The sequence below is a fragment of the uncultured Winogradskyella sp. genome, from assembly GCF_947501905.1.
Lineage (GTDB): Bacteria > Bacteroidota > Bacteroidia > Flavobacteriales > Flavobacteriaceae > Winogradskyella.
In genome coordinates, this window is the sequence record NZ_CANMXL010000004.1 from 514,908 (window position 1) to 541,090 (window position 26,183).

A 26,183-nucleotide genomic window follows, 5' to 3' on the forward strand; every position below is an offset into this window, starting at 1 on the left:
ATGGGGAAATATATTGTTGTAGGTGGTAGCAAAGGCATTGGTAATGCTATTGTAAATAACTTATTGAAAAATCATGAAGTAATTAATATTAGCCGGACTGAGCCAGAAAATAATCATCATAATCTCACACACCTAAGTTGTGATATAGTTAGTGGAGATTTACCTGATATCAACGAAGCTGATGGTTTGGTATATTGCCCAGGAAGTATTAATCTAAAGCCTATTAATAGACTAAGTTTAGAGGATTTTAAAAATGATTTTGAAATTAACGTCATTGGAGCGGTAAAAACTGTTCAGAAGTATTTATCCGCTTTAAAAAACGGTAATAATCCTTCGATTGTATTTTTTAGTACAGTGGCTTCGGATTTAGGTATGCCATTTCATGCTTCTGTGGCTGCTTCAAAATCTGCTGTAGAGGGTTTAACCAAATCTTTAGGTGCAGAATTAGCACCAACAATCCGTGTAAATGCAATTGCGCCTACGGTTACTGATACAGATTTAGCTTCAAAATTATTACGTAATGACCGGATGATAGAGAATATGAAAGAACGTCATCCGCTAAAAAAATACCTACAACCACAAGAAGTTGCAGATATGGCAACATTTTTACTTTCTGATAAAGCTGCAGCTTTATCTGGTCAAATCTTTAAAATGGATTGTGGTATAACTAGTTTCAAAATATAATTGACTTATGAATCCATTAAAAGCTTTTGTTGGTACGCTATCAACAACAGAAAAACATATAGGACAACATGCGACAGAATCTTTACATGATATTGCTATTAATTCTTTACAAGGTCATCCGATTGATTTATCCGAATTCAAAGGCAGAAAAATCTTATTCGTAAATGTAGCTTCAAAATGTGGGTTTACACCACAATATAGAGAACTTCAAAAGTTAAGTGATAGTTACAAAGATAAACTCGTAGTTATTGGTGTGCCTTGCAACCAATTTGGAAAACAAGAACCTGGCAATTCTAATGAAATTGAAGAGTTTTGTGAGGTTAATTATGGCGTTACTTTCTTAATTACAGAAAAAATAGATGTTAAAGGATCTCTACAACACCCTCTTTATGCTTGGCTAACTAAAAAAGCGATTAACGGTAAACAGAATTCTACCGTTAAGTGGAATTTTCAAAAATATTTGGTGGACGAAGATGGTGAATTTTTAGACTACTTCTACTCTATTACTAAACCTATGAATTCTCGTATTACATCTCATCTAAAATAAAATAGTATGTTTGGGTTATTCAAAAAAACATCAGAATTAGAAAAGCTTCAAAAGCAATACGAAAAGCTTTTAGCTGAGTCGCACAAATTGTCTACAACAAACCGCTCGGCTAGTGATAAAAAAGTAGCAGAAGCGCAACTAATTTTAGAACAAATAGAAATCCTTTCTTCAAAGTAAAATGAAAAAAATTTACTTTTTTATACTCTTTCTAGTTATAAACTTTGGAGGCCTTGCTCTTGGTAGCTGGCTCATGGATGGAGGTTCAACAGGAGAATGGTATAATAACCTTAGTAAAGCACCTTGGACGCCGCCAGGTTGGGTTTTTGGAGCGGCATGGACGACAATTATGCTATGTTTTTCTTGGTATCTCGCAGAGCTTTTTTATTTAAGAGCTTCAAAATTTTTGTGGATTTTATACGGTTTTCAAGTGTTGCTTAACGTAAGCTGGAATTGGGTGTTCTTTGATCAACACTTAATGCAAGTTGGCATGGTCATCATAATTCTGTTAACCTTAGTTCTTTTCTATTATTTTATTACCTTCAGAAATGAGCGTTTAAAGAATTTTAAATACTTACTACTTCCTTATTTAATTTGGTTGTGTATTGCAACATCTCTCAATGCATACATTGTACTTAATAACTAGAACTATCATCAATTATATGCCTTTATAAATGAAAATATACACACTCCATAAAAAACAAAATCTCCCAATAACTAAAGAAGAGGCTTGGGCGTTTCTATCTAGTCCAAAAAATCTAAAAACCATCACACCAGATTATATGGGTTTTAATATCTTATCTGGTGCAGACAAGCCAATGTTTCCTGGGCAAATCATTCAATATATAGTCACACCCGTTTTAGGAATAAAAACAAAATGGGTCACAGAAATTACACATGTAAAAGACCATGAATATTTTGTGGATGAACAACGTTTTGGCCCCTATGCACTTTGGCATCACAAGCATTTTATAAAAGAAATAGATGGCGGTATTGAGATGGAAGACATTATAGATTATAAAATCCCTTTTGGTATCTTAGGTCAATTAGTACATCCGATATTGGTAAAACCCAAATTAGAAGAAATCTTCAGTTATAGAACCAACAAATTAGAAGCGTTATTTGGCAAGTATGAAAAAGCCTGAAAAAGTAAATATATTTTGGTTTAGGCGCGATTTAAGGCTCGATGATAATGTAGGCCTTTATCATGCATTGAATAGTAACTTACCCGTTTTACCTATTTTTATTTTTGATACTGAAATATTAGATAAGCTTCCTAAAAAGGATGCTAGAGTAACCTTCATACACAACACACTTCAAAGCCTAAGAGAAACACTACAGCAAGACTATAAAAGTAGTTTAGCCATATACAAAGGCAAACCTCTAGAAGTTTACAAACAACTGGTTAATACGTATCATATAGAAACCGTTTTTACCAACCATGATTATGAGCCTTATGCCAGAACTCGTGATAAAGATATTTCAGAATTTTTATCATCAAATGCTATTGCATTTAAAACGTATAAAGACCAAGTTATTTTTGAAAAAGACGAAGTGGTTAAAAAGGATGGTAAGCCCTATATGGTTTACACACCATATTTTCGGATGTGGAAAGAGAATTTTAAAACATTAGATTTTAAAATCTATGACACTGAGTCCTTATTAACTCATACGTTTTCAGATTCTGAATTACCAAACTTAAGTCTAACTGAAATTGGTTTTGAAGCATCCTCACAAGACATAAAACCATATAATGTATCATCTAAACTCATCCAAGATTACGAAGCTACCAGAAATTTCCCTGCGATGGATAATACATCGCGTCTTGGGCCTCATTTACGTTTTGGTACCGTAAGCGTGCGTAAAATGATGCAAAAAGCCATGGCCGAAGAGAATGATACATTTATGAAAGAATTGATTTGGCGCGAATTTTTTATGCAAATTCTTTGGCACTTTCCGCATACAAAAGACCAATCATTTAAGGCAAAATATGATCGGATAGAATGGCGTAACAACGAAGACGAATTTAAAAAATGGTGTGATGGGCAAACAGGTTATCCTTTAGTAGATGCTGGTATGCGTCAACTCAATGAAACTGGCTTTATGCATAATCGTGTACGCATGTTAGTAGGTAGTTTTTTGTGCAAGCATTTATTAATCGATTGGCGTTGGGGAGAAGCCTATTTTGCCGAGAAATTACATGACTACGATATGTCTAGCAATATTGGCAACTGGCAATGGGTTGCTGGCTCTGGTGTTGATGCCGCGCCATATTTTAGAATTTTTAATCCTACCACGCAAATTTTAAAATTTGATAAGCAACTAGACTATATCAAAAAATGGGTGCCAGACTTTCAAGAACTGACCTATCCACAACCTATGGTAGACCATAAAATAGCTAGAGAGCGTTGTTTAGAGACCTATAAAAGTGCTATAAACTAAATATTTAAAAAATATTTTAAGATTTATACAATAAAACAAAATAGTTACCGTTACGATATTAAGACAGTAATGTCTTAGACGGAATAACCATTTCAAAAACAATTTAAAAAGCTCTGATTTTCAGGGCTTTTTATTTATCCAAAAGTAAAGTTCTCATATTAATATTTATAACAACAATAATTGTTATTACCAATCATCGACACGGTTTTTCATTATCTTCACAAAAAACAGGCAACTGCACATAGCGCAGTGTTGTGCACAAGCTAAAAAATGAGAGATCCATTAAAAATATTGCTTCTGATTTTGACTTTAGTTTCTTGTAAAAACCAAACAGAAACTAAATCAGAATTGACTAAAGAAACGGCTGAATTGACTATAGAAATTCCTCAAATGGAATTACAGCAAACTGATTCAATTACGAAACAGTGGTATTTTATGGTTTTTGAAAAAGGAGGTTGTTTAGGTGGAACACAATATGTGACTGAAAAAAAGAGAGAAATTCCTACTATGGTTTTTAGTGAGAAGGAATGGAAAAAGTTTGCGGAAAATGATAAAACGAAGTTGACTGAATTTCTAATCTCTAAACTTTCTGATACAACAAAAACTAAAGTTCATACTTGTCCATTTTTTGGAGCTACCAATGGAGAAATGGCTGTTTATTCACTTCAGCACATTCATAATATTAATTGGCTTGAATTTTCGGAATTTAAAGAATATAAAGACCGAGAATATGGAAATGCAACTGACCAACCGCAAATGTGGTTACAGAACATATTAAAAGACGAAACAAAACGGAATAAATTAGCGGAATTATATCGCAATGAACTGAAAAAATAAAAGCCAGTGCACAATAACGACTATAGTTCATTACGGCTGAAATTCCTAATCGGAATTTCAAGCCTTTTTGCTAAATTTATGGTTTGCTACCGCCAGTTCGCTACGCTCGTGTCTGCGGAATGATACTCGCGTACCATTCTGTAACGAAATCATACACCAAACCGTTGTAGCCAATTGAAAATCAAGACTTAAAAATCCTATTCTACATTTGTAGAAGTCAAATAAAATCTCTACGTTTGTAGAGTTAAAATATCATTATAAATGAAAAAAGTCTTACTTCTATTTATTATTCTGCTTGGATTAACTTCTTGTAAAGAAAATACAGAAAAGCAAACAACATCAGATGAAACATCAAATACTATTGAAAATTCTGCAGAAATGACAGAAGAGCAAAAGGATTTGAAAAAGAGCGCGATACCAATTAAGAGCTTATCAAAATTGAGCAACAAGATATACGATGAAATTGCAAATTTTGAAATATTAATGATTGGCGAAATGCACGGAACAATTGAACCTGCTGAATTTGCTTATGGACTATGTGAACTGATTGCTAAACACGAAGGCAGTGTGATAATGGCTATGGAAATTCGTGCTTCACTTATGAATAACTTGTCAAACGAGATGTCAATTTCCGAGTTAAAAGAATTGGATTTCTTTCGTGGAAAAAATTTTGACGGTAGAAATGGTGTAGCATGGCTTGATTTAGTATACAAGAGCATTAAAAATGATGGAATTATTTTAAAATTCATTGATAATCCTTACCCATCTTCACCCAGAGACTCATCCATGTACAGGGAAATACGCAACATCCATAATAAACATCCAAACACTAAAATAGTTACTCTAACTGGCAATGCACATAATTCTTTTATACCTCTTTTCAACAAAAAGAGAATCGGAGGATACTTGTTAAAGGATACTGTTAATTTTGATTCTAAAAAAATCATGTCCATTAATCATGCATTTAGTGAGGGAAATATGTTAAATAACGACCTTACCGGATTAAAAATGAGAACTATTGAAAGAAAGGAAAATATTTATAATACTACCTTATCTCATGAAATGTTTTTATATAGGAAATTGCCTCAAGAACTAAATCGATGTACACATATCTTATATACTGATAAAGTAACGGCTTCAGGAATAATTAAAAAAGATGATAGGTAATGATAGTATATATATCTTTTACGGAAAAATCGACTTGGTAAAACTAACTCAAGAACATAGAATTACAAACAGAAAATCCAATAAATCGAATAAAATAACTGGCTACAACAACGTATCTAATTAATGTTTTGTTCTCGCCTACTTACGAAAATCCTAGCGGATTTTCTATTCGGTTTGTATTTGCTAAATTAGTTGTGAAACGCGCCACTAATCATACACAAAACCGTTGTGCATAATGTCCCAAAAATGAAAACAGAAAGAATAATCGGAATTATTTGGCTTATCTGTGGAATTCTTTTTTTGTTCCAAGGATTAAGTTATTTATATAAATATTCGATACCAAATGTTTTGTGGTTTGTTATGGTTCCAATTGTAATAACTTACACCAAAATTTTTTGCGGAATTATATGCTTAAAGATTGGAGTTGAATTCGTCAAAGAAAAATCTGAAAATAATCACCTTATATTACCTCTGACTTTTCTTGTTATTCTCTATTTGACAATCGATTTAATACAGTTTGGGACTTCTACAATTTACTATTCTGGAGAAAATTTATTGTTATTAATTTTAGTTGCTTTCTCAATTTATAAATTAAAAAACAAAATCGGAATTACTAAACTGACTGAAAAACTGAAAGTAAAAAAAATAAAGATAATTGGAATTTTATTGTTAGGATTTTCGCCTTACTTGTTGGCTGAATTGACTTACTATGAATTATTCAGTTTCTTGCACTGAAAGAAAAACACTATGCACAACACCGTGTATAGTTAATTGCTAGAGTTTCTGTCTGGCTTATCGGAAAATTCTCCGAATTTCCCTCAGACTCGCACCCTTTTGCTATCTTTAGTCGCAAAGCAACTAACCATACACAAACACGTTGTGCATAATATTAAAAAAACATGCTGTCATGATGACACCGCGAAAACCTCAAGCAAAAGAATCAAGTGAATATTTTAAACGATATATTAATTTGGTGGAAACTGAAAATATTGTTGCTGCTTTAAAAAATCAGCTAACAGATATCGAGCAGTTTTTTAAAGAATGGCCCAGAAATAAATGGGATTATGCATACACCGAAGGAAAATGGACCATAAAAGAGCTCTTAATTCATATGATGGATGCAGAAAGAATCTTAGCCTATAGAGCCCTTCGTATTGCGCGAAATGATGCGACCTCATTACCTGGGTTTGATCAAGATGAATTTGCGCCTTTTATGAATGCAGCTAATCGTTCAGCTGAATCCATTATGAGTGAATATCGAGCCGTTCGTATGGCAACAATTGCTTTAATTGAAAATTTAGATGATGTCGCCTTGTCTAGGATTGGTAAGGCAAGTAATGCTCCTGCTTCACCTTTGGCGCTGGCTTTTATCATTGCAGGACACGAGATACATCACATGAATGTCGTTAGAAAAAAATATGTTTAATCGTCGAATATGGACATGAATACAAAAGCAAATACTACGCTTATCGAAATTAAAAACTTTGATTTTTTAATAGGAAAATGGAATGTACAAAACAAAAAACTTAAAGAACGACTGAAAAACTGTAATGAATGGATTGAATTTCCTGCAAAAATGGAAACAAAACCGTTTCTTAATGGATTAGGTTTAATGGACGAAATGAAATCATCTCATTTTGGAGACGATTTTATCGGATTTAGTATAAGAATGGTTAATCCTAAAACAAATATTTGGACAATTTATTGGGCTGACACATCAAGTCCCGAAAACTATCTAAAAGAACAAGTTGTTGGAGAATTTAAAAATGGGATTGGAGCGTTTTATGGTAAAGAAAAGTATAAAGGAAAAGAATATAAATTACGGTTTACTTGGAAGAAACAATCTGAAAATACGGCTCTTTGGGAACAAGCCTATTTTGATGAAAAAGCAACGGAGTGGGAAACAAACTGGACAATGAAATTTACAAGAGAAAATTAAGTGATAAATACTACACACAACATTAATTATGGATACTATTAACTGGCTTTCGATGATTCTTTCTTCTATAACCCCAATGGGCATAGGACTGGCTTACTTTCATAAAAATGCATTTGGTAAAGTTTGGTCAGATTCAATAGGTGCTTCAGATAAAAAATTGAATAAGATTACACTTATAATTATATCTCTTATTCTTTCCTTTTTTCTTTCGTTTTTCTTATTAAATTTCAACAATAGTGGCATTAATCAAGAAGGAGATTTTGACACGTTTGGCCATGGTGTCTGGCATGGCGTATTTATTGCCATTACTGTAGTTACACCAGTTGTTGTTATTACTGGAATATTTGCGCGTAATCGCTGGAAAAACATGTTGATTATGATACTTTATTGGATTATAACACTCGCATTAATGGGAGGAATTTTGGACGCTATGAATCACTGGGAAAATGTTATAGTCCCTTAAGATTTTATTACGCTAAGCACTGCAAAAAAATCTATCACGTGTAACTAATAACAGTAGCTAACAACATGTGTAATCCATAGCTACTCTATTACTTCAAAGAATATTTACTACTTTTAATTCGTACTGATTCCGTTGGTCATAATCAAAATAAAATTAATGAAAAACATACTAACATTTATCTGTCTCTTATTTTTAATGTTTAGTGACGCTCAAAATTCATTTCCTAATGATTTAGTCCCTATGGGACTAAAAGGAAAAGTAAAAAAAATGAGACAAAAATCCATTAATAAAGGAGCGAAACCGTATCTATTAGATGAAACCTTCTTTTTTGATAAAGATGGCTATTTGGAGAAGATAGAACATCATACGTTACCACAGGTAAACATCGAAAGGAAATCTTTAGGGAGACTTACAATCTTTTCTTTTATTAATGATGATTCAAGACTTGGAGTAACATTTGGCGAGACCGATAATGATACGATTAAAGTTCAAAGAATTAGACTATTAAATGACAAAACAATAAAAATCCAAGAGAAACAAATCTGGAATAAAGATTATGAAAGTGAAATTATACATAAGCTGGATTCATCAAATAAATTAGTAGAGTCGGAAACAACAGTATTCAAAGGAAAATCAAAAAATATTCTTTTCAATTATTCATGTAAGTTTATATATAAAAACAGTTTAATCAAAGAAATAATAACTAAAAGTAATGGGGTAATAAACAAAACTCAAATTGATAATGAAAAGTTAGATGATTATGAGAATTTTACTTTTCGAAATCATATAAGTGAAAGTGGGACTATTATGTTCACTGAAGAAAGAGAAATTGAATACTATTAAAACTATGCCATACACAACCATCTTACCAAACGTTTGAGCAAAAAACAGAAACTTAATGACAAAAAAAGAGCCCAAAGAAATATTTTATAAATCTCTTATTGCCTGTATTGCTATCGTAGGATTTGGAATTTACTTATCGATTAGAGGAAGTAAAGAAAAAACTGAATTTGAAAACGTGACTGGTAAAATAGATTATTTCGACAAAACATTTCAAGAAATAAATTATAGGAATAAAGGAAATCACCGATTTATACATATTGCGGACTTTCCGCTTATATTTGACATATTTGTTGGAAAAGAGACAGGAGATTTCAGTCCTAAATTTGAACAATTGGATAAACTGAAAATTGGAGATGAAATTACTGTTTATCACGCTGATAAAACACCACTTCAGCGAAACAGAGATTTGAGGTTTAATAAAACTGTACAATTCATTGACAAAGACGGAGAAGCATATTTTATTCGTGGAAATAAAGACAAATTTGGAGGATATATACTTGGAGGAATTGGAATTTTATTTGGAATTACACTTCTTATTTTAAAACAAGCTGGAAAAATAAAATAGACAAACATTAATAATATCCAAACATAATAATCAACTGGTTTATATAACTTTAAAGAACTAATTATAAAAATCAAATCGATATGAATACATGGGACGTAGCTAAAAAATGGAAAGAAATGTGCGAGCAAGGTAAAAACTTGGAATGCATTAACGAGCTATACGCAGAAAATGTGGTAAGCAAAGAAATGCCTGGCATGCCAGGAGAAATAATAGAAGGACGACAAAACGTATGGGATAAAAGTAAAGAATGGTTAGAATCTGTTGAAGATTTTCATGCTAGTAGTATCAGCGAGCCTGTTGTAGCCGGTAATTTCTTTACTGCCAAAATGGGCTTTGACTGTACATTTAAAGACCGAGGGAGACAACAAATGGAAGAAGTCTGTGTCTATGAAGTTAAAGATGGAAAAATTGCAAGTGAGCAGTATTTTTATTCTATGCCCTCTTAAGAGAACAAACCATATAAAAAGCTTCAAGATCTCTTGAAGCTTTTTTGTTTAATTAAATTTATTTCTAAACTGTAACATTTAAGTTTTTATACACTCTTTTTACATATCAATCAATCAAAAATCATGTACAAAAAACTCTCTTGGATTCTATTAGGTATCCTATCATCAGCCATAGGCTTATATCCTATAATTTATTTCATCATCGATAGGCGCTTCGGATTATTAAGTTCTAAGTCTAATGAGCTGTTAACGGATACGCTATGGAATGTTGCATTTTACGGGCATATTGTTTTTGGAGGCATTACATTACTTATAGGGTGGCTACAATTCAACAAAAAACTTAGAAACAAAAATCTAAAGCTGCATAGAAATATTGGTAAGGCATATATAATTTCTGTTATCATAAGCGGTAGTTGTGGTGTATACATTGCCTTTTTTGCAACTGGCGGTATGGTAAGTGCTATCGGTTTTCTCTCTCTTGCAATTATATGGCTAACCTCAACACTGTGGGCACTTAAAGCTATAAAGAATAAAAATATACAGCTACACCAAAAACTAATGGTTTATAGCTATGCGGCTTGTTTCTCAGCTGTTACTTTAAGGATTTGGTTGCCAATTCTTATTTCTACTATTGGTTTTAGTAAAGGCTATCCAATTGTGGCATGGCTAGCTTGGGTGCCAAATATAATTGTAGCCTACTTTATAGTGAATAAAAAAAGCTTCAAGAAATCTTAAAGCTTTTACTTTTATAATTATCGGAGAGATTCCTAATTTCCTTCTAGTCGTTCAATTTTAGCGCCAATAGCACGTAAACGTCCGTCTATGTTTTCGTAACCTCTATCGATTTGTTCGATATTATGGATGGTCGATGTACCTTTAGCAGAAAGTGCAGCAATTAGCAACGATACACCTGCTCTAATATCTGGAGATGTCATTGTTGTTGCCTTCAATTGCGATTTAAAATCATGACCAATAATAGTCGCTCTGTGCGGGTCGCAAAGAATAATTTTCGCACCCATGTCAATCAGTTTATCTACAAAAAACAAACGACTTTCAAACATCTTCTGATGCACAACAGCTTCGCCTCTTGCTTGTATTAACACCGTCAATACAATACTCAATAAATCTGGTGTAAATCCTGGCCAAGGCGCATCAGCAATGGTGAGAATAGAACCGTCAATATAACTTTGTATTTCGTAACCGTCTTTGTGAGCAGGAATAAAAATATCATCGCCTTTACGCTCAACCGTTATTCCTATTTTTCTAAAAACACTTGGTATAACGCCTAGGTCATCCCAACTTACGTTTTTAATGGTCAGCTCACTCTTTGTCATAGCAGCTAGACCTATCCAACTACCAATTTCTATCATGTCTGGAAGCATTCTGTGCTCAGTTCCACCTAAACTATCAACACCTTCAATCTTCAACATATTAGAGCCTACACCAGTAATTTTAGCACCCATTCTATTCAGCATTTTACAAAGCTGTTGCAAATAAGGTTCGCAAGCAGCATTGTAAATAGTGGTTTCACCTTTTGCTAAAACTGCAGCCATTACAATATTTGCTGTACCAGTAACTGAAGCTTCATCTAAAAGCATATACGTCCCTTTTAGCTCCTCTGCCTCAACACCATAGAAATAATCTTCTCTGTTGTATCTAAATTTTGCGCCTAGATTAATAAAACCTTCAAAATGCGTATCTAATCGTCTACGACCTATTTTATCGCCACCAGGCTTAGGAATGTATCCTTTTCCAAAACGCGCTAATAATGGGCCTACAATCATAATAGAACCTCTAAGTCCACGACCTTCAACTTTGAAAGCTTCAGATTCTAAATATTCTAAATTGACATTTTCTGCTTTAAATGAATACTTGTTTGGTCCAAGTTTATGAACTTCAACACCAAGGTTACTCAATAATTTAATAAGCTTATTAACATCAACAATATCAGGAATATTGTCAATAGTAATTGTCTCTGGTGTTAATAATACGGCACATAATATCTGTAATGCTTCGTTTTTTGCGCCTTGCGGTGTGATATCTCCCTTGAGTTGATGGCCACCTTCTATTTTAAATGTTCCCATACGTTTTTAGTAACGTTTTCTATTGTTGGAATATTTCTTCTTGTTATTACTCTTCTTATTACTACTCTTATTTCCGTATTTAGACTTAGTACGTAATAAGCTGCTAGAATCTGTTAAATCGTCTTCGCTATCTTTAAGGTTAAGTTTTCCGTTAGACAGCTCAAAAAGATGATCAAAAATTACCGTATCTTCAACAGTATCTTTGTTCCAGTTTAAGAAACACTTTTTCATATGATTTGCTATCGTATATACGAGCGCTTCTTTCATTTCGCCTTCTTCCCAAGTAATCGCAACATCTATCATCGTTTTTATATTGTTGCCATAAAAACGGTATTTTGGATGGTTTTGAGGATACTCTAATGGCTCTGGACGTGCATGAATGACTTCTCGCTCTGGCTTGTCATAAGGTGAGTCTACATCTATATCAAAATCAGCCATGATAAATAACTGATCCCAAAGTTTATGCTGAAAATCTGGAACGTCTCTTAAATGCGGTTGCAAATTACCCATCACTGAGATGATTGCTTTTGCTAATTTATTGCGTTCTTCTTTTGTTTCGCGTGATTTTGCATGATTAATCATCTTTTGCAGATGACGCCCATATTCTGGAATAATTAAATGCTCACGCTCTGTATTGTATTCTAAATCGTCTATCAAAATTGTAAAAATGTGTAGTAAATAATGTGCAAACCTGTAGTTACTGGTTCTGTCGCAAAGTACAAAAATTTAGATACCTACACCAACATTATAAAGAAATAACATCCTCTATTTTTTTGGCCACTTCTTTGTACTTAGTAATTACAGCGTCTGGGTTTTTCATCTTTACGTTAATTGACACACTCGTGTACTTTCCGTTTTTAGATTCTTTTGTTGTTATTACTGCACCTTGATTGTCAAACAAGTTGCTCAATTTTTTAATTTTGGAGGCATCTGTGATTACAATAAACTTATACAAATACTCTGAAGGCCATAGGGTCGTGTCTTGTAATTGTATTTTTAGTTTTTTGTAAAATGCTTCTGATTTATCTGATGTACTCATAATCAATTTTTGAACTGCAAAGATACAGTTAACTTTATATTTTTCTGTCTAATATTTTATTACGAATTTTACAGCAAAAACATTGCCATTTTGAATATAGAGCGAATAGTAATTACTGGTGGACCTGCCACAGGAAAAACTGCAATAATTGATGATTTAGCATCAAGAGGTCATTACTGTTTTGAAGAAGTTATAAGAAAGTTAACCGCAAAAGCAAAAGATACGGGAGATATCACCGATTTGCATTCGAACCCTATTGCATTAGTTTCGGACTCTAACGCGTTTAATACTAACCTCATTAATCTTAGGATTGATGACTTTAATGACGCTACTATAGCTAAGGAAAAACAGGTGTTTTATGACCGAGGAATTCCTGATGTTTTGGCTTACATGTCTTACTTTGATCAGCCTATTAGTGAGGCGTTCAATACCATTTGCAAAACATACAAATACGATAAAATATTTTTATTACCGCCTTGGGAAGCCATTTATACTGACGATGGCGAACGATTTGAAACCTTTGAACAAGCTGTAGATATTTACCATAAACTGAAAGAAACATACCAAGAATTTGATTATTCTATAATTGAGGTTCCTTTTGGTACTATTGAAGAAAGAACCGATTTTATTATTTCTCATACACACCTTTAATATGCATCCAATTGAAGTATTAGAGCGTTATTGGAATCATACCTCTTTTAGACCGTTTCAAGAGGAGATTATAACGTCTGTACTTGATGGTAATGATACCTTTGCATTATTACCTACTGGTGGTGGAAAATCTGTCTGTTTTCAAATTCCTGCGCTTATTAAACCCGGAATATGTATCGTCATATCACCTTTAGTAGCACTAATGCAAGATCAGGTTAGTACACTAAAACAAAAAGGTATTAAAGCCATGTCAATTTCGGCAGGATTATCTTATTCAGATTTAGACACACAACTAGACAATTGCATTTATGGTAATTATAAATTTTTATACCTATCACCAGAGCGTTTACAACAAACTCTAGTGCAAGAACGTATTCAACTTATGAATGTAAATCTTATAGCTGTTGATGAAGCGCATTGCATTAGTCAATGGGGAAATGATTTTAGACCTGCATACCTGAGCATTTCAAAACTAAGAGAGCTTCAACCAACTGTTAATTGCATTGCGTTAACTGCTACTGCAAAATCTAAAGTTATAGATGATACTTTAGCGTCTTTAGATTTTATAGATGCCAAAATATTTAAAGGGTCTTTTGTTAGAGATAATATAAGCTACCAAGTCTTAAATACTGAAGATAAAAACTACCATCTAGAATATCTTCTAAACCAAAATAAAGGCGCTTCTATTATATATGCTAGAAGCAGAAAAGCAACAGTAAATATTAGTACTTACCTTGAGTCTAAAGGATTCGGAGTCACCTTCTATCATGGTGGCTTAACAAACATCCAAAAAACCGAACGGCTAAATCTCTGGACCAACAATCAGAAACCAATAATGGTTGCCACAACAGCTTTTGGTATGGGAATTGATAAGGCTGATGTAAAAAGTATTATTCATTATAATTTACCCGAAAGTTTAGAAAGTTATTATCAAGAAGCAGGGCGAGCAGGGCGAAATGGCGAAAGTGCTATAGCAGTAATATTGAAGAAAAATGTAGATGAGGATAAACTTAAGTCCCAATTTTTAAGCACTTTACCTTCAATAGACGCCATAAAATATGTTTATAAAAAATTGTGTAGCTATTTTCAGATATCTTATGGTGAAGGTCAAAACACATTACATCAACTTAATTTTAAAACGTTTTGTCATATATACCAACTAAAAAAGACATTGACTTTTAATGCCATGAGAATTTTGGATAGTAACAGCATTATTTCATTAGATCAGCGATTCAATTTTAAAACAACAGTTCAATTCAAAATATCAAATGCCGAAATATTCAACTATTTAGAACAAAACAAGCCTCAAAACAAACCTATAAAGGCACTTTTAAGGACTTATGGTGGTATTTTGGATTACCCAACTAAAATAGATGTTGACCTAGTGGCTGCAAAAGCGGAAATTAGTACAAAGCAGTTTTTAGCAATTTTAAAAGATTTAGAAACTCATAATATTATTGACTTAAATATTGCCAATACAGATTCTGAAATTACTTTTATTAAGCCACGTGAGGACGAAAAGACAATTAACCCAATTATACCTATTATAGAGCAACAACAGCAATTAAAAAAACAACAGATACAAAGTGTCATAGATTACACAAATAATGACTCTGTTTGTAAAAGTTTGCAATTGCTAAACTATTTTGATGAAGTATCAACTGAAGATTGCGGCCATTGCTCAGTTTGTATCTCTAATAAAAAAAGCAGTCCTGCACAGCCTACAGAATCTATTAAACGAAATATACTAGACTTATTAGAAGAAAAAGATAGGTCTTCAAGAGAATTATTAAACCATATTAAATGCAGTCAAATAGAACTATTACAAGTCTTGTCTTATCTTACAGAAGATGAAACTGTAGTTATTACTGCAAGAAACACATACAAGCTCAAATGACAACACAAAGAGACTTAAGAATCGTTTTTATGGGAACTCCAGATTTTGCTGTAGCAACCTTAAAGAATCTTATAGACCATAATTATAATGTTGTAGGTGTAATTACTGCACCTGACAGACCTGCAGGGCGTGGGAGAAAACTAAAAGCATCGGCTGTAAAAGAATTTGCTGTAGCTAATGACTTAAAAGTTATGCAACCAACTAATCTTAAATCGGAAGCTTTTGTAGACGAATTAAAAACACTAAACGCAAACTTGCAAATTGTAGTCGCTTTTAGAATGCTACCAAAAGTAGTTTGGCAAATGCCAGAATACGGCACATTTAATTTGCATGCTTCTCTCCTACCTAATTACCGAGGCGCTGCACCAATACATTGGGCTATTATTAACGGAGAAAAGAAAACTGGTGTTACAACCTTCTTTATTGATGAAAAAATAGATACAGGTGCTATTATAATGAAAGAAGAAACAGATATTGCAGATAATGAAACGGTTGGTGAGTTACACGACAAATTAATGGCTATTGGAAGTAACTTAGTTATTAAAACCGTAAAACAAATTGAAGCGGATAATGCCAGCACAACAATACAGCCAAAAGACAAAAATCTAAAAACGGCTTTCAAACTCAATAGATATAATTGCAAAATAGATTGGAATCAAAATATAGCTCATATATATAATAAGATACGTGGGCTAAATCCATTCCCAACAGCTTGGTGTTATTTAGACAATGGCGACAAGGAACTTATGCCTGTAAAAGTATATGCAGTTTCAAAACTATTAGCATTACATAATTATGAAAATGGTACTATTAAAATTTCAGAAAATGAAATAAAAGTGGCATGTAAAAATGGATATATCAAAGTTGAAGAATTACAGCTTCCAAACAAGCGAAAAATGGATTCAAAATCTTTATTAAATGGTTTTGAATTTGATAAAAATGCAAAAATGCTCTAAACCCTTATTCTCATTAGGTTTCAGTAAAAAATCGATAAAATGCACACCTTTATTAACAAATGCAATAAGTTATTAACAAAACCCCGTATTTACTAGGCTATTACTTGCATGAACGGATTATACGTATAAATTTGTTACAGATTTTAACATTTATGTTGAAAACCTAATATTTAACAATTTAAATTTAACATTTTATGAACAAAACAGATTTAATCAACAGCATGGCTGAAAATGCAGGTATTACTAAAGCTGCAGCTAAGAAAGCATTAGACGGATTATTAATTGATATCGAAGGATCTTTACAAAAGGGTAACCGTGTATCATTAGTAGGTTTCGGTTCTTGGTCAGTTACTAGAAGAGCTGCTAGAGACGGAAGAAATCCTCAAACAGGGAAGACAATAAAAATCAAAGCGAAAAATGTAGTAAAGTTTAAGGCAGGTTCTGACTTAAGCGATGCTGTAAACTAAGCTTAATTTGTTTAAGATATTAAAGCCTGCTGCACAGCAGGCTTTTTTTATGATATAAAATTGACTTTCAAAATAATTGTGTATCTAAAAAAAAATATTAACTTTAAGTAGCATTAATCCTACATCAATCGTGAAGAAACCAGAAAAAGGGAGTTTACTAATTGCTGAACCATCTATTATTGGAGACTTATCTTTCAATAGAGCAGTTATTCTTTTGGCGGATCACAACAACCTAGGCTCAGTAGGGTTCATTCTCAACAAAAAGTTAGATTATAATCTTAAAGACCTTATAGAAGGGACAGATTCTGAACTTCCTGTATACAATGGTGGTCCAGTTGAACAAGATAATCTCTATTTTATTCATAAATCACCTGAATTAATACCTAATAGTATTGAAATTTCTCAAGGTATTTTTTGGGGAGGCGACTTTAGTACCGTTCTGGAGTTAATTAATTCTAGTAAAATCACTTCGGAGGATATCAAATTTTTCTTAGGATATTCTGGATGGGAAGAAAAACAACTCAAAGACGAATTAGATTCACATGCATGGTTTGTTTCTAAAAACACCTATGACAACAGTATTATATCTAAATGCTGTAATGAGTTTTGGAAAGAAAAAATGCTAGAACTTGGTGGTGAATATTCCATTTGGTCTAATGCGCCTGAAAACCCAAGCTATAATTAAGCCAAGCGAAGTTTTACATTTAGCATTTTAATAATTTCCGTCGCAATAGTATTTGCATATTTCTTTTTACGATACTGACCAATTGACTGAATACCAACTATAGTATTGGTCATAAAAAGTTCATCAGCTTTTTGAAGCTCAAAGGGTGAGATTGAAGCTTCTTCTATAGTATAATTAGGATTGTTTTGCAATAACGCTAAGATTTGTTTTCGCATTACACCTTTTAAACAGCCATCTTCCAAAGGAGGTGTTTTAATTGTGTCTCCTTTTACTAAAAACAAATTCCCATTCAAAGTTTCTATGACACTTTTACTAGTATTTAAAACCAAACAATTGTCCAACCCGTTTTCTTTTGCGTAGATACTTCCAATAACCTGAATAGCTTTATTGTTAGATTTCAATCCAGAAAGCAGACCAGGAGCCATGTAATAATCCTTGTACAAATCCACAACATAATTATCAAAGGAATTTACAGGATAGAAAGGATTACTCAACGTTTCTGCTACAATATTATAAGCTACCGAACTATCTTCATCAGGCATATATTTACCACCTTCTCCTCTATCTACATTAAGCCTTACTCTAGCGGAACTTTGCAATAAATCATTTGCTTCAACAGTTTTTAGAATCTCCCCTTCAAGAAATTCCATCGTAAAAGTCATAGGGATTTCCATACGTAAAATGCGCATGGATGCCATTAATCTAAAATAATGATCTTCGAAAAAAAAGATCTTGCCATTGACGACTTTAAGAGTTTCAAATAAGGCATCGCCATACTTGTATCCTCTATTCTCTATTGAAATTTTAGCGTCTTGTAGGCTTATTAAATTCCCGTTTATATTTATCATAAAAAAATCCCGAATAATCCCGATAACTATCGGGAGGGGACAAAGATAAGATTTGTATGTATTAATCGTTTACGCCGATCCTAAAACTTGCTTCAAACTTCCAATCATATTCTCCCATAACATTTTTGATTCTTCAATTTCATCTTCTTCTGAAAAATCTGTAACCATTAATGATACATCTTTTGTAATTTCATCTACTTGGATTCTTATTTCAAAATAACAAGAATTACCATCTTCTTCATCTTCTAACCAACGAAATTTTACACGTTCAGCACTTTTTTTAAGCAATAATTTTGCTTGTTCTTCACTACCATCCCAAATAAAAGTAAACAGTTCTCCTCTACTATTTACGTTATCTGCATACCACTCTGATAAGCCAGATGGTGTTGATATATATTGAAATAATAATTGCGGAGATGCGTGTATTGGGAATTCTAATTCGTACTTAATTTTATCGTCCATGTAAGTGATATATTATGAGCTCAATATATACAATTATGATTCAATTCAAAACTTTAAACTAAATTTATTTTTTTAGAATCTTAAGTTTGTCATAGCGGAATTTGTTTTTATATTTGCACCCGCAAACGGCGAGGTAGCTCAGTTGGTTAGAGCGTCGGATTCATAACCCGGAGGTCTCGAGTTCAAATCTCGATCTCGCTACAAAGAAACCATCCATTTAATCAAGAGTTTTTAGTTTATCTATAAACTCTTTTTTTATTTTGAGACCTGTAAACGTAAACCATTAGAAAACCAATTTACGAACAATTATATTAATTAAGGATAGCGTTTAACACATAGAGAGTGCTTAAAGTATAATCAAATCTTTTAGATTAATAGTCAAAAGGACTGGTAATATTTAGTAGTGTAGGTTCTGTGACTTGTGTGTAAATCATAGTTGTCTTAATGGAATTATGTCCCAATAGTTTTTGAATCACCCGAATATCAGTTCCTTTCTCTAAAAGATGTGTAGCATAACTATGTCTTAAGTATGAGCAGTAATTTGTTTTTTAATCTTCGTCCTTTTTGCAGCAGCTTTTAAGAGTTTGTTGAAACTAGATGAGGAGTACTTTCCTCCTTTTTGCCCCTCGAACAAGTATTGTTTTGGTAAAAACTCTTTGTAGTAAATTCGAAGTATTTCCAGAACTCTTCTGGATAATGGAACAATCCTATCCTTGTTTCCTTTAGCCGATTTTAAGTGTATGACCATTCGTGATGAGTCTATATCAGCAATTTTCAAATCAATAAGTTCTCCCACCCTTAGTCCAGCACTATAGGTCAGAGCAATCATACTTTTGTGCTTAATGTTTTTAGTGTTTACAATAATCGCAAGAATATCTTCTTTAGCTATGATTACTGGGAGTTTATTTGGTTTTCTACTTGGAAATAGGAATCCAAATTAATGTTCTCTCGAAACATTTCCTTATAGTAAAGCTTTAATGCCATAGCTATTTGTTTCTGATAGGAATAAGAAACTTTTTTAGTATGAACCATATGATAAAAATATCTATGCAACTCTGATTCGTCGACTTTATTTAAAGGCTTTTTGAAAAAGCTTTGGGTCATCTTAATAATCGATGAATAGCTATCAATAGTATTTTTACTATACCGTTTAACTTCTAATATTTTCACAAAATCAGGAACTGACATATTAATGTAAATATACCTAATAATTACAAAAAAGTATTATTTTTATTCCGATAAAGACAGATATAAAGACTATTCTTTATATCCAGTAGTTGTAACACATTTAGCCAATCTGTATTTATAAATGAAAAAATATTTAACATTAATTTTACCCATAATATTCTTATCAAATTGTGAAAATAAAAAAGCAATTAATGAAAATGAAATAAGGGATATTTTTAACTCAACATTATACGTTATGGTATCTGTTGGAGAAAGCAACAATAGTTTTCATCCTAATTTACACTTGTTCAAAGATAGTAATAAACAACCCTTTTTCCCTATTTATACGAGCAGAGAAAAAGTATTGGAAACCGAAATGATTATGCCTGATACTTTTCCGAGTAATGGAATAATTATTGCTCTAACATCACATGATGAGATGACTTATAAAATAAATTATTCCACAAAAGACGAAATTGAAATTAAAGGAAAACAATTAAAAAAAATCCTGAAGAATGAGATTGAGAAATTCAAAAAAAATAACGCTGAAATTTTAGAAGGAATTATTCTAAATAAATAAAACTTGTTACAACAATATATAACCGCAATTACGGCGGATTCGACTACGTCCAAATCCACTCGGAATTGCTAAAGCCTATTCTAAACCGAAAATTAACGCATATTAACCCGTAACTGGCGGTTATACGAGACCGTTAGCTGTAATTTAAAAAAAATCGAAAAAGTAAATTAACCTTTGGAATGAAAGAAATATTTGATTTTGAAAATCTTGATGAATTAGAGAGTTATTTACTAGAAAAAAGCGACATTAAAAGCTTACGAAAAACCCTTTTCAACCAATTTTTAAAATATTCTGAATACAAAAATGCTGAAGAATGGAATAAAGCTGTAGTAATATGCGAAAGTCTTGCTATTATTGGATGGGACAACCACGAACCTTTAGAGGCTTTGAGAGGAATGTTTTTTAACGGAAACCCTATGACATATTTCCTCAATAAATTTGGACAACCTCGTTTTGTAGATGCCATATGGTCAAAAAGGGTAAATGGATTTACAATGGAACAAGGAAGAACGAGTTATCACTTTAGTCCTGACGATATCAACAAGAAGAAAACAATTTTATCAGATTATCCGACAAAATTAGAAATTCAAGATATTAAACTTAAAAGTCAACGAAATTGGATTCCTAAAAACCCGATTTGGATTGAAAGAGGGATAAGTAATTGTTATGAAAATTCAAAAGAGGTTATTGAGTCTTTAAATAAAGAGCTTCAATTGGAATTAAATAAAGAAATGCAACCTGAAAAATATGGCAGAAAGATTAATCGAATTATTCTAAATTGCTCTTTTAGTTTTTTTGACAATGACCATTGTAAAACGAACTATATCATAAGCGAAAGTGATAAAAAATTAACGAGTAAAAACGCCTATATTGAAATACACAAAATGTTTCCAAAAAAGGAAATAGAAGAAAATGGTTATTACTTAAGAAATAGATATGTATTTGGACCTTTTAGAAAAGATACTGGGAATATGAAAATAACAATACATTTTGAAAAGGAGTTTAGCGAATTAAGTCATTCTGAACAGAGAATTAAACTATCTGAATATTTTTTATTTGCATTAAATAAAACCATAGAAAAATTGAAAAAGAAAAAAATGGACTATAATTTTGAATTAATGCTCAATGATTTTAGTTGCATTCTAAATAATTGGACGAATAAAAACTACAGCTAACAACGTGTATAGCTCATTGCTAATCAGTTTCTTAATCCAAGTTAAGGCTTATTTGGAAAGTCGCCAAATTTTTAAATTTACTGTCGTTTTTATTTTATATTTTGGTAGCAGTAGTCCTTCGGTAGACGATTTCCAGTAAAAAGATAAATAGTAAAATTTAAAAATCTGGCTTGTGCCTAAACCGAAAAATAATCGCTAATTTGCACGCAACGAGCCATACACAACACCGTTAGGTACAATCTGAAAAAAATGCGAAAATTGAACATTCTATTCCTCGACTGGCGACTTTCACAAAGCAAAATTGGAAGTGCATTATCGTCTGAATTAGATTCTTCGATTTTTAATTTAAGCAATTTATTAAAAGAGCAATTAAGGAATAATGACAGTTTAGGGAAAGAAATGAGGAAAATACTGGAGAGCAGAGAAATGCTGACAACTGAAATAATTGGAAAATTTATTACAAGAAACTTAAAAGAAAACGATAATAATATATTGGTTATAGAATATCCTAGAACGATTGAACAATTTGACGGATTAAAAAAAGTGCTTGCTGATGAAAATATTGAATTGGAAAACATCTGGTATTTTAAACAACGTGAACCAAAAAAATTTATGAATGACCATTTTAAAAACCCAATAGAAAAACAATGGTTAGACAAATATGGAGATGAAGTAATTGAAAAATGGAAAACTGAATTTACTCGAAGACGTGAACAAATCGCTGAAATTCGAAATATATCTGACGAGTTTAAGTGGAAAATAATAGAAATGGATTATATCGAGAATTTAAGTTTGGAATATATATTAAGAAAAATAAAAGACTGTGCCTAACAATGTGTATAATTCATTGCTAGTAAAGGCTTACTTACGAAAATTCCGCTGGAATTTTCTACCTGTAATTGTTTGCTAACTTTAATGCTTAAATACGCAACGAAATCATACACTAGGCGTTGGCGGTAATTAGAATGAAACTCAAAAAGAGACATATCGGATTAGGGACTTTAGGACTATTGTTAGTCTTATGCTTTTCAACAGAACTCTTTTCTAACCTTTGGGGACTTTTAACTGGAAACGGATACATTATCCCAAATCAAAGCTCAATCTTTAGTTTCAAGGTTTCTAAAATGAATGAAGGTAGGGGAGATTATTGGTTATATGGTCAAGACCAAAACAATTATTACACGACTTTAGAAAGAGACCATATCGAACCTTACGCATATATATCAAAAGATGAAGCCGAATCAATTTTGAGTTTTGATAAAACGAATTACAACACTTGGTGGAATCCCCAAATCCCTTGTAATGATATATTGAGTACTTATGCTAAAAAACCAATTGGATTGGAATTTATAAAATGTGAAAGACCTAAAAACAGCCAAACTATAGCAAGAGCTACATATCGAGTAAGTGGTAAAGAGTCTGAGGAAGTAGAACGTTTCTTAATTGAGAACTACAGAATGGGAAAATTAAAATGGGTATGTTGTGGATGGGAAACAACCGGGAAACAGGGAGGGTTTGAACACTCTGAATTCAAGAAAATTGACCCATATTGTTCAGCAACGATAGATATGTATGCATCAGGTGAAGTTGAAAGTGAACCGACTGGAATAAAATTAGAGTTTGATAGAAGTAAAATTGATTATTTTACCGTGGTCGTGGAATTAGTAATAGTTTAGAAAATAACTACCGCCAACACGGTGTATAAGTAATAGCGGCTTAAGTGATAAAATGATAAATGAGCATAAAACAAAGGTCAGTGAAAAACCGTAAGGTTCGTGAGTAAAAATCCGCTACTACTCATACACAAAACCGTTGTAACCAATTTGAGAAACTAAATGAGTCCTGAAGTACCAATTATAATTCTGATAATCATAATTCCAACATTTTTAATCTTACGTTGGATTTCGCTACGATTTTTTAAGAAAAAGAAAACTAGTAGTTGGACTTCAATTGTTGGGACTATAATAATTGCACCCATCTTATATTTTAGGTTTGTATTTACAGTTTCTGGATACCTATTCTATGAACCACAATATGATTTTGACAGAGAAAAATGGTTTGCTGATAAACATTCTCGATTTGAAATGCGAGACGATATTGTGATAAGCGGAATTCTTAATGGAAAAAGCAAATCTGAAGTAATAGAACTTATTGGAAAACCTGAACCCAACAATTCGATTGAATTATGGAAATACAATTTGGGAATGTGTCGATTTAGATTTGAGTGGCAGTTAAATTATTTAGAGCTGACTTTTAAAAAAGGAGAAGTATATAGAGTAGAAACAATTGAAATAATTGAATAAAAAAAACTGGTTACAACAATGTATAAACGCAAATACGGAAGGTTCTACTTCGTCCGAATCCACTCGGAATTGCTAACTTCTGTGCTCAACCGAAAATTAACGCATATTAACCCGTAACTGACGGTTATACGAGACCGTTGGCAATAATTATGAAAAAGTTTTCCCTCATCTCGCTAATGTCTTTAATTAGTATGGCATTTGGATCTAATAAATCCGAAAGCAGAACTACCAAATCTAAAGGCGACAGCATTATTTATTTCAAACCTATAGATTCAAACTATTTAGAGTATTTGAATGCCAATAATGTTAGTCCAGAAGAACTCAATATTAATGACTTTTACAGACAGAATAATAATTATGTAGCGACCTTCTTTTCATATCAAACCAAAGAGGAAATTTATTTCGACATATTTTCATCCTTTGTTAGGCATGAAACTTTTAGAAGAGTTTTCTTGTACAACAATCCAGAAATAGTTCAAGAGTATTTTTTAACTAAGTACAATAAATGCTTCTTTCCCAAAGACTATAAGAGTCGAAAATGGGACTTTTCACAAGTCCAACTTTTTTCGAATTCAGGAAGTATTACTTTCGAAGACTTTAAAGAAGTCATTCTGCCAAATTTCAAGTTCTCATTTTTTGAAGAGATTGACTCTGAAGAACTGCAACCCATCAAGAATAATTTCTCTGTAGTATTCAGCTGGGATTTTTTTAATGACAAAGCATATCTGCATACGGAAAATACAATTTATAGAAGTGACTACCTGCACAGAGAAAAAATAAACATCGATTTGGAGAGTTACACCGATGCGATTCTTTATTCCTTGGATTTCCTCTTTGAATACCCATTTTCAACTGTAGATACCAGATTAAATGGATTGTGCTTTGAAAGGGCGCCTTTGAATAATAAAACGATACTCAAACTCTTCGAGTATTCAAGAAAAAGAAAATGTCTGATTCCGTATCAAAGGGGCTTTGAAAACATTTATAAGCAAAAAATAGGTTCTGAATCTAATCTGAAAACGGACTTTGAAGAGCTCCAACAGTTCTTTCAAAGTAAACTTCCTTTTGTGAGAATTATAAAAAAATAACTATTGCCAACAATGGCTCATAAGTAATGCGGGCGGATGTTTAAGACGAAAGAGATTTTCCCACAACACCGCTCACAATTTTGTAAATTGGTTACCAACAAGAAAACAAATTTAAAAATGGTTCGCTTTGGTAAGTGCCAGATTGAAAAATACCGCTTTTCAATCCCACACTACTCATAGCCGAAGCCGTTAGCTACAAGCTGAATAAACATAATGGAAAAAGAGAATTCGAAAAATAATTTATTAATCAAACTGATTTTACTAGTAGTGATTATCTGGGGACTATCGGCAGTTTTGATAATGGTTTTCCTTTCTGAATGGTCGGACAGAGGAACTTTTGGAGACTTATTTGGTGCAGTGAATGCATTATTTTCTGCTCTTGCATTTGCAGTTCTGATTTATACCATTGTCCTTCAACGTGAGGAAATAAAGCAGAATAGGGAAGAAATTGTTTTGAATAGAAAAGAGCTTGAAAAAAGTGCCAAACTTCAGCGTAAGGCTCAAGAGGTTTTAATCCGACAAGTGGAACAGACCCACTTGAGTGCAAAAATGAACGCTATGAGAACTCTTGTTGACTATTATAACAATCAAATATCGAATCCAAAAAGCAATGAAGAAATTATTGAAAAAGCTAAGCAAAAAAGAAAGCAAATAATCGTTCAGATTGACCAACTGATTGACGGCTTAAGTGATTCTGATGTTGAATAAAAGCCAGTAGCTAACAACGTATATAAAAAATGCGCTGAGAAGGTTATGCGAATTGAAATTCCTACTTTTTAACTACCTTTATTCAAAACGGAAAAAAACGCACCAAAAGGCGCACTTTCCATATACAATTCCGTTGGCTGTAA

General features: G+C 32.5%; 34 protein-coding genes, 1 tRNA gene and 1 pseudogene. 29 read left to right on the forward strand and 7 right to left on the reverse strand.

Going from position 1 to position 26,183, the window contains the following annotated elements; all coding sequences use genetic code 11:
* From Q0770_RS12220 to Q0770_RS12295, 16 genes are all read left to right on the forward strand, one after another.
* Positions 1-684, forward strand: a complete 684-nt coding sequence (locus tag Q0770_RS12220; protein ID WP_299117356.1) for an SDR family NAD(P)-dependent oxidoreductase — start codon at positions 1-3, stop codon at positions 682-684.
* Between the two features lie 7 nt (positions 685-691).
* A complete protein-coding gene (locus Q0770_RS12225; protein ID WP_299117358.1) occupies positions 692-1,231 on the forward strand; it encodes a glutathione peroxidase in 540 nt (179 codons plus the stop codon).
* Between the two features lie 6 nt (positions 1,232-1,237).
* Positions 1,238-1,408, forward strand: a complete 171-nt coding sequence (locus Q0770_RS12230) for a Lacal_2735 family protein (protein ID WP_299117360.1) — start codon at positions 1,238-1,240, stop codon at positions 1,406-1,408.
* Position 1,409: 1 nt separating this feature from the next.
* A complete protein-coding gene (locus Q0770_RS12235) occupies positions 1,410-1,874 on the forward strand; it encodes a TspO/MBR family protein (RefSeq protein WP_299117362.1) in 465 nt (154 codons plus the stop codon).
* 28 nt (positions 1,875-1,902) lie between these two features.
* Positions 1,903-2,373, forward strand: coding sequence for an SRPBCC family protein (locus Q0770_RS12240; protein ID WP_299117364.1), 471 nt, complete (start codon positions 1,903-1,905; stop codon positions 2,371-2,373).
* Positions 2,360-3,670 carry a deoxyribodipyrimidine photo-lyase gene (locus Q0770_RS12245; RefSeq protein ID WP_299117366.1) on the forward strand — a complete coding sequence of 437 codons (1,311 nt, stop codon included), beginning with the start codon at positions 2,360-2,362 and terminating at the stop codon, positions 3,668-3,670. Before Q0770_RS12240 ends, Q0770_RS12245 begins: the two co-directional genes overlap by 14 nt.
* Before the next feature lie 270 nt (positions 3,671-3,940).
* A complete protein-coding gene (locus Q0770_RS12250; protein ID WP_299117368.1) occupies positions 3,941-4,507 on the forward strand; it encodes a hypothetical protein in 567 nt (188 codons plus the stop codon).
* 261 nt (positions 4,508-4,768) lie between these two features.
* Positions 4,769-5,674, forward strand: a complete 906-nt coding sequence (locus Q0770_RS12255; protein WP_299117370.1) for a hypothetical protein — start codon at positions 4,769-4,771, stop codon at positions 5,672-5,674.
* A 246-nt stretch (positions 5,675-5,920) separates the two neighbouring features.
* Complete coding sequence (locus Q0770_RS12260; protein WP_299117372.1) at positions 5,921-6,409, forward strand: hypothetical protein; 489 nt, start codon at positions 5,921-5,923, stop codon at positions 6,407-6,409.
* Between the two features lie 172 nt (positions 6,410-6,581).
* The gene (locus Q0770_RS12265) at positions 6,582-7,100 is read left to right on the forward strand and encodes a DinB family protein (RefSeq protein ID WP_299117374.1); all 519 of its coding nucleotides are present in this window, start codon (positions 6,582-6,584) and stop codon (positions 7,098-7,100) included.
* A gap of 15 nt (positions 7,101-7,115) precedes the next feature.
* Positions 7,116-7,613 carry a hypothetical protein gene (locus tag Q0770_RS12270; protein WP_299117376.1) on the forward strand — a complete coding sequence of 166 codons (498 nt, stop codon included), beginning with the start codon at positions 7,116-7,118 and terminating at the stop codon, positions 7,611-7,613.
* A 28-nt stretch (positions 7,614-7,641) separates the two neighbouring features.
* Positions 7,642-8,076, forward strand: coding sequence for a DUF1761 family protein (locus Q0770_RS12275; RefSeq protein WP_299117378.1), 435 nt, complete (start codon positions 7,642-7,644; stop codon positions 8,074-8,076).
* A 156-nt stretch (positions 8,077-8,232) separates the two neighbouring features.
* Positions 8,233-8,919, forward strand: a complete 687-nt coding sequence (locus Q0770_RS12280; protein WP_299117381.1) for a hypothetical protein — start codon at positions 8,233-8,235, stop codon at positions 8,917-8,919.
* A 55-nt stretch (positions 8,920-8,974) separates the two neighbouring features.
* Positions 8,975-9,484 carry a hypothetical protein gene (locus Q0770_RS12285; RefSeq protein WP_299117383.1) on the forward strand — a complete coding sequence of 170 codons (510 nt, stop codon included), beginning with the start codon at positions 8,975-8,977 and terminating at the stop codon, positions 9,482-9,484.
* Positions 9,485-9,564: 80 nt separating this feature from the next.
* On the forward strand, positions 9,565-9,930 hold the full coding sequence (locus Q0770_RS12290) for a nuclear transport factor 2 family protein (protein ID WP_299117385.1): 366 nt from the start codon (positions 9,565-9,567) through the stop codon (positions 9,928-9,930).
* Positions 9,931-10,053: 123 nt separating this feature from the next.
* Positions 10,054-10,665 carry a DUF2306 domain-containing protein gene (locus tag Q0770_RS12295; RefSeq protein WP_299117387.1) on the forward strand — a complete coding sequence of 204 codons (612 nt, stop codon included), beginning with the start codon at positions 10,054-10,056 and terminating at the stop codon, positions 10,663-10,665.
* 32 nt (positions 10,666-10,697) lie between these two features.
* Here the strand turns inward: Q0770_RS12295 and murA are convergent, their stop codons facing one another.
* The 3 genes from murA to Q0770_RS12310 all read right to left on the reverse strand — a co-directional run bounded on the left by murA (position 10,698) and on the right by Q0770_RS12310 (position 13,053).
* Positions 10,698-12,014: a UDP-N-acetylglucosamine 1-carboxyvinyltransferase gene (gene murA, locus Q0770_RS12300; protein ID WP_299117389.1), complete on the reverse strand. Its 1,317-nt coding sequence runs from the start codon at positions 12,012-12,014 to the stop codon at positions 10,698-10,700.
* 6 nt (positions 12,015-12,020) lie between these two features.
* Entirely contained in the window at positions 12,021-12,671 is a 651-nt protein-coding gene (locus Q0770_RS12305; RefSeq protein WP_299117391.1) for a DUF4290 domain-containing protein, read from the reverse strand.
* Between the two features lie 88 nt (positions 12,672-12,759).
* Positions 12,760-13,053, reverse strand: a complete 294-nt coding sequence (locus Q0770_RS12310; RefSeq protein ID WP_299117393.1) for a DUF493 family protein — start codon at positions 13,051-13,053, stop codon at positions 12,760-12,762.
* A 90-nt stretch (positions 13,054-13,143) separates the two neighbouring features.
* Here Q0770_RS12310 and Q0770_RS12315 point away from each other — a divergent pair, with 90 nt between their 5' ends.
* The 5 genes from Q0770_RS12315 (at position 13,144) to Q0770_RS12335 (ending at position 17,709) form a co-directional block, all read left to right on the forward strand.
* Positions 13,144-13,704 carry an ATP-binding protein gene (locus Q0770_RS12315; protein WP_299117395.1) on the forward strand — a complete coding sequence of 187 codons (561 nt, stop codon included), beginning with the start codon at positions 13,144-13,146 and terminating at the stop codon, positions 13,702-13,704.
* A 1-nt stretch (position 13,705) separates the two neighbouring features.
* The gene (locus tag Q0770_RS12320) at positions 13,706-15,601 is read left to right on the forward strand and encodes an ATP-dependent DNA helicase RecQ (RefSeq protein ID WP_299117397.1); all 1,896 of its coding nucleotides are present in this window, start codon (positions 13,706-13,708) and stop codon (positions 15,599-15,601) included.
* Positions 15,598-16,557, forward strand: coding sequence for a methionyl-tRNA formyltransferase (gene fmt, locus Q0770_RS12325; RefSeq protein WP_299117400.1), 960 nt, complete (start codon positions 15,598-15,600; stop codon positions 16,555-16,557). Before Q0770_RS12320 ends, fmt begins: the two co-directional genes overlap by 4 nt.
* A 194-nt stretch (positions 16,558-16,751) precedes the next feature.
* The gene (locus Q0770_RS12330) at positions 16,752-17,024 is read left to right on the forward strand and encodes an HU family DNA-binding protein (protein WP_073087320.1); all 273 of its coding nucleotides are present in this window, start codon (positions 16,752-16,754) and stop codon (positions 17,022-17,024) included.
* A gap of 130 nt (positions 17,025-17,154) precedes the next feature.
* Positions 17,155-17,709, forward strand: coding sequence for a YqgE/AlgH family protein (locus tag Q0770_RS12335; protein ID WP_299117403.1), 555 nt, complete (start codon positions 17,155-17,157; stop codon positions 17,707-17,709).
* Here Q0770_RS12335 and Q0770_RS12340 read toward each other — a convergent pair.
* Complete coding sequence (locus tag Q0770_RS12340) at positions 17,706-18,557, reverse strand: aminotransferase class IV (RefSeq protein WP_299117405.1); 852 nt, start codon at positions 18,555-18,557, stop codon at positions 17,706-17,708. The two genes, Q0770_RS12335 and Q0770_RS12340, sit on opposite strands and share 4 nt — an antisense overlap.
* Before the next feature lie 69 nt (positions 18,558-18,626).
* Positions 18,627-19,019, reverse strand: a complete 393-nt coding sequence (locus tag Q0770_RS12345) for an START-like domain-containing protein (RefSeq protein ID WP_299117407.1) — start codon at positions 19,017-19,019, stop codon at positions 18,627-18,629.
* A 127-nt stretch (positions 19,020-19,146) separates the two neighbouring features.
* On the opposite strand from Q0770_RS12345, the gene Q0770_RS12350 reads away from it, so the two are divergent.
* Positions 19,147-19,220 (forward strand) — tRNA-Met (locus tag Q0770_RS12350).
* Positions 19,221-19,390: 170 nt separating this feature from the next.
* Here Q0770_RS12350 and Q0770_RS12355 read toward each other — a convergent pair.
* Both Q0770_RS12355 and Q0770_RS14730 read right to left on the reverse strand, forming a co-directional pair.
* Positions 19,391-19,848, reverse strand: a pseudogene (locus Q0770_RS12355) (tyrosine-type recombinase/integrase).
* 62 nt (positions 19,849-19,910) lie between these two features.
* On the reverse strand, positions 19,911-20,207 hold the full coding sequence (locus Q0770_RS14730) for a phage integrase N-terminal SAM-like domain-containing protein (protein ID WP_368667008.1): 297 nt from the start codon (positions 20,205-20,207) through the stop codon (positions 19,911-19,913).
* Between the two features lie 121 nt (positions 20,208-20,328).
* Here Q0770_RS14730 and Q0770_RS12360 point away from each other — a divergent pair, with 121 nt between their 5' ends.
* From Q0770_RS12360 to Q0770_RS12390, 7 genes are all read left to right on the forward strand, one after another.
* Entirely contained in the window at positions 20,329-20,766 is a 438-nt protein-coding gene (locus tag Q0770_RS12360; protein ID WP_299117409.1) for a hypothetical protein, read from the forward strand.
* 179 nt (positions 20,767-20,945) lie between these two features.
* The gene (locus tag Q0770_RS12365) at positions 20,946-21,941 is read left to right on the forward strand and encodes a hypothetical protein (RefSeq protein ID WP_299117411.1); all 996 of its coding nucleotides are present in this window, start codon (positions 20,946-20,948) and stop codon (positions 21,939-21,941) included.
* 249 nt (positions 21,942-22,190) lie between these two features.
* Complete coding sequence (locus Q0770_RS12370) at positions 22,191-22,772, forward strand: nucleoside monophosphate kinase (RefSeq protein ID WP_299117413.1); 582 nt, start codon at positions 22,191-22,193, stop codon at positions 22,770-22,772.
* Positions 22,773-22,906: 134 nt separating this feature from the next.
* Positions 22,907-23,617: a DUF4952 domain-containing protein gene (locus Q0770_RS12375; protein WP_299117416.1), complete on the forward strand. Its 711-nt coding sequence runs from the start codon at positions 22,907-22,909 to the stop codon at positions 23,615-23,617.
* A 159-nt stretch (positions 23,618-23,776) separates the two neighbouring features.
* Positions 23,777-24,244, forward strand: coding sequence for a hypothetical protein (locus Q0770_RS12380; RefSeq protein WP_299117418.1), 468 nt, complete (start codon positions 23,777-23,779; stop codon positions 24,242-24,244).
* Positions 24,245-24,393: 149 nt separating this feature from the next.
* Entirely contained in the window at positions 24,394-25,332 is a 939-nt protein-coding gene (locus Q0770_RS12385; RefSeq protein ID WP_299117421.1) for a hypothetical protein, read from the forward strand.
* A 213-nt stretch (positions 25,333-25,545) separates the two neighbouring features.
* On the forward strand, positions 25,546-26,040 hold the full coding sequence (locus Q0770_RS12390) for a hypothetical protein (RefSeq protein WP_299117424.1): 495 nt from the start codon (positions 25,546-25,548) through the stop codon (positions 26,038-26,040).
* Positions 26,041-26,183 lie beyond the last annotated feature (143 nt).

Bases quoted from the DNA above. Each gene is read 5' to 3' on its own strand.
- Q0770_RS12360 (WP_299117409.1), top strand. From the start codon at position 20,329: ATGAAAAAATATTTAACATTAATTTTACCCATAATATTCTTATCAAAT.
- Q0770_RS12255 (WP_299117370.1), top strand. From the start codon at position 4,769: ATGAAAAAAGTCTTACTTCTATTTATTATTCTGCTTGGATTAACTTCT.
- Q0770_RS12320 (WP_299117397.1), top strand. From the start codon at position 13,706: ATGCATCCAATTGAAGTATTAGAGCGTTATTGGAATCATACCTCTTTT.
- Q0770_RS12380 (WP_299117418.1), top strand. From the start codon at position 23,777: ATGAGTCCTGAAGTACCAATTATAATTCTGATAATCATAATTCCAACA.
- Q0770_RS12225 (WP_299117358.1), top strand. From the start codon at position 692: ATGAATCCATTAAAAGCTTTTGTTGGTACGCTATCAACAACAGAAAAA.
- Q0770_RS12285 (WP_299117383.1), top strand. From the start codon at position 8,975: ATGACAAAAAAAGAGCCCAAAGAAATATTTTATAAATCTCTTATTGCC.
- Q0770_RS12245 (WP_299117366.1), top strand. From the start codon at position 2,360: ATGAAAAAGCCTGAAAAAGTAAATATATTTTGGTTTAGGCGCGATTTA.
- Q0770_RS12385 (WP_299117421.1), top strand. From the start codon at position 24,394: ATGAAAAAGTTTTCCCTCATCTCGCTAATGTCTTTAATTAGTATGGCA.
- murA (WP_299117389.1), bottom strand. From the start codon at position 12,014: ATGGGAACATTTAAAATAGAAGGTGGCCATCAACTCAAGGGAGATATC.
- Q0770_RS12270 (WP_299117376.1), top strand. From the start codon at position 7,116: ATGAATACAAAAGCAAATACTACGCTTATCGAAATTAAAAACTTTGAT.
- Q0770_RS12275 (WP_299117378.1), top strand. From the start codon at position 7,642: ATGGATACTATTAACTGGCTTTCGATGATTCTTTCTTCTATAACCCCA.
- Q0770_RS12345 (WP_299117407.1), bottom strand. From the start codon at position 19,019: ATGGACGATAAAATTAAGTACGAATTAGAATTCCCAATACACGCATCT.
- fmt (WP_299117400.1), top strand. From the start codon at position 15,598: ATGACAACACAAAGAGACTTAAGAATCGTTTTTATGGGAACTCCAGAT.
- Q0770_RS12265 (WP_299117374.1), top strand. From the start codon at position 6,582: ATGATGACACCGCGAAAACCTCAAGCAAAAGAATCAAGTGAATATTTT.
- Q0770_RS12310 (WP_299117393.1), bottom strand. From the start codon at position 13,053: ATGAGTACATCAGATAAATCAGAAGCATTTTACAAAAAACTAAAAATA.
- Q0770_RS12230 (WP_299117360.1), top strand. From the start codon at position 1,238: ATGTTTGGGTTATTCAAAAAAACATCAGAATTAGAAAAGCTTCAAAAG.
- Q0770_RS12370 (WP_299117413.1), top strand. From the start codon at position 22,191: ATGCGAAAATTGAACATTCTATTCCTCGACTGGCGACTTTCACAAAGC.
- Q0770_RS12390 (WP_299117424.1), top strand. From the start codon at position 25,546: ATGGAAAAAGAGAATTCGAAAAATAATTTATTAATCAAACTGATTTTA.
- Q0770_RS12330 (WP_073087320.1), top strand. From the start codon at position 16,752: ATGAACAAAACAGATTTAATCAACAGCATGGCTGAAAATGCAGGTATT.
- Q0770_RS12250 (WP_299117368.1), top strand. From the start codon at position 3,941: ATGAGAGATCCATTAAAAATATTGCTTCTGATTTTGACTTTAGTTTCT.
- Q0770_RS14730 (WP_368667008.1), bottom strand. From the start codon at position 20,207: ATGTCAGTTCCTGATTTTGTGAAAATATTAGAAGTTAAACGGTATAGT.
- Q0770_RS12235 (WP_299117362.1), top strand. From the start codon at position 1,410: ATGAAAAAAATTTACTTTTTTATACTCTTTCTAGTTATAAACTTTGGA.
- Q0770_RS12375 (WP_299117416.1), top strand. From the start codon at position 22,907: ATGAAACTCAAAAAGAGACATATCGGATTAGGGACTTTAGGACTATTG.
- Q0770_RS12290 (WP_299117385.1), top strand. From the start codon at position 9,565: ATGAATACATGGGACGTAGCTAAAAAATGGAAAGAAATGTGCGAGCAA.
- Q0770_RS12295 (WP_299117387.1), top strand. From the start codon at position 10,054: ATGTACAAAAAACTCTCTTGGATTCTATTAGGTATCCTATCATCAGCC.
- Q0770_RS12240 (WP_299117364.1), top strand. From the start codon at position 1,903: ATGAAAATATACACACTCCATAAAAAACAAAATCTCCCAATAACTAAA.
- Q0770_RS12220 (WP_299117356.1), top strand. From the start codon at position 1: ATGGGGAAATATATTGTTGTAGGTGGTAGCAAAGGCATTGGTAATGCT.
- Q0770_RS12340 (WP_299117405.1), bottom strand. From the start codon at position 18,557: ATGATAAATATAAACGGGAATTTAATAAGCCTACAAGACGCTAAAATT.
- Q0770_RS12280 (WP_299117381.1), top strand. From the start codon at position 8,233: ATGAAAAACATACTAACATTTATCTGTCTCTTATTTTTAATGTTTAGT.
- Q0770_RS12260 (WP_299117372.1), top strand. From the start codon at position 5,921: ATGAAAACAGAAAGAATAATCGGAATTATTTGGCTTATCTGTGGAATT.
- Q0770_RS12365 (WP_299117411.1), top strand. From the start codon at position 20,946: ATGAAAGAAATATTTGATTTTGAAAATCTTGATGAATTAGAGAGTTAT.